Source organism: Kitasatospora sp. DSM 101779 (assembly GCF_025655475.1).
Taxonomy (GTDB): Bacteria; Actinomycetota; Actinomycetes; order Streptomycetales; family Streptomycetaceae; genus Kitasatospora.
Genome location: NZ_JAHTIK010000001.1, coordinates 2,564,990 through 2,566,233 on the forward strand (window position 1 = coordinate 2,564,990; position 1,244 = coordinate 2,566,233).

Consider the following 1,244-nt stretch of genomic DNA (forward strand, 5'->3'; position numbering starts at 1 on the left):
GCCGGGCGGCACGGCGCCGGGCGGGACCGCACCGAACGGCGGGGTCTGCGCCGGCGGGGCGAACGCCCGGGCGAGCGCCTCGTCCTGGGCCGGTGGCGCGTACGGGTTCGGCACGGGCGCGCCGTAGGGCGGCGGGGTCTGCGACAGGGGCTGCGGGGGCTGTTGCGGGTCCTGCGGCGGGGCGAAGGCCTTGGCGAAGGCGTCGTCCCGGGCCGCCCGGTCGTCCGGCTGAGGGCTGTACGGGTCGGACGGCATGCGGGCTCCCTGTGCGCTGGTGCACGCCGGACACTGATCGTTCGACGGCGGCGCGAATATAGCGGATCATTCGGACGGCCGTCCGACCATATGGGGGGCACCGGACGCACCGGCCGGCGAACTCCCGTCCGCGACGCGGCCCGTCGGGACGGAGGGGTCGTCACGGCGCCCGGTGCGGGCCGGTCCGCCGGCCCCGGCGCCGCGGCTCAGCCCAGGTCGCGGCGGTCCAGCGCGGCCAGGCCGACGCAGGTCAGCGCCGCGGCGAGCGCGGTCAGCCAGAGCAGCGGGACGGCGGTGAACGCGCCGCCCGGCAGGTGCGGGGTGTGGGTGAACGGGGAGAGGTCCAGCGCCCACTGCGGGAGGCGCAGGACGGGACCGAGCCAGCCGATCAGCAGGAAGACGGCGAGCGCTCCCCAACCGGCCGTGCTCCACCGCGGTGCCAGTCCGACCACCGCGAGCGCGACCGCGGCCGTCAGCCACACCGCGGGCAGTTGGGCGAGCGCGGCGGGGACCAGCCGGGCGGCGGCCCGCCCGGTGCCGCCCATCGCGGCGCCCTGGCCGAGGCCGGTGCAGACCCCGGCGACGGTCAGCAGCACGGCGCTGCCGGCCAGCGGGAAGAGCAGGTGCCCGGCGGCCCAGCGGAGCCGGGAGACGGCGGTGGCGAGGACCGGCTCGGCCCGGCCGGAGGTCTCCTCCGTGCGCAGCCGCAGCACCGCCTGCACCGCGTAGCCGGCGACGACCATGCCGAAGAGGTTGGTCATGGTGCCGAAGTAGGCGTCCAGGATGCCCTGGCGGCCGCCGAGCCGGGCGATCACGTCGGCGACCCGGGCGTTGTCGCCGACCAGGTCGACGACACCGCGGGAGACCCCGCCGAAGACCAGTCCGGCCGCGGCGAGCCCGGCCGCCCAGCCGATCAGGGTGCCGCGGTGCAGGCGGACGGCGAGGGCGGCGGCCGTGCGCAGCGCGGGGGCGCCGGCGGCGGGGCCGGG

At 78.7% G+C, this 1,244-nt stretch carries 2 pseudogenes; both read right to left on the bottom strand.

Annotated features, from left to right (window positions below):
• A pseudogene (locus tag KSNIM_RS11895) lies at window positions 1-255 on the bottom strand (hypothetical protein); the annotation flags it as partial.
• A gap of 206 nt (window positions 256-461) precedes the next feature.
• Window positions 462-1,244, bottom strand: a pseudogene (locus tag KSNIM_RS11900) (ABC transporter permease); the annotation flags it as partial.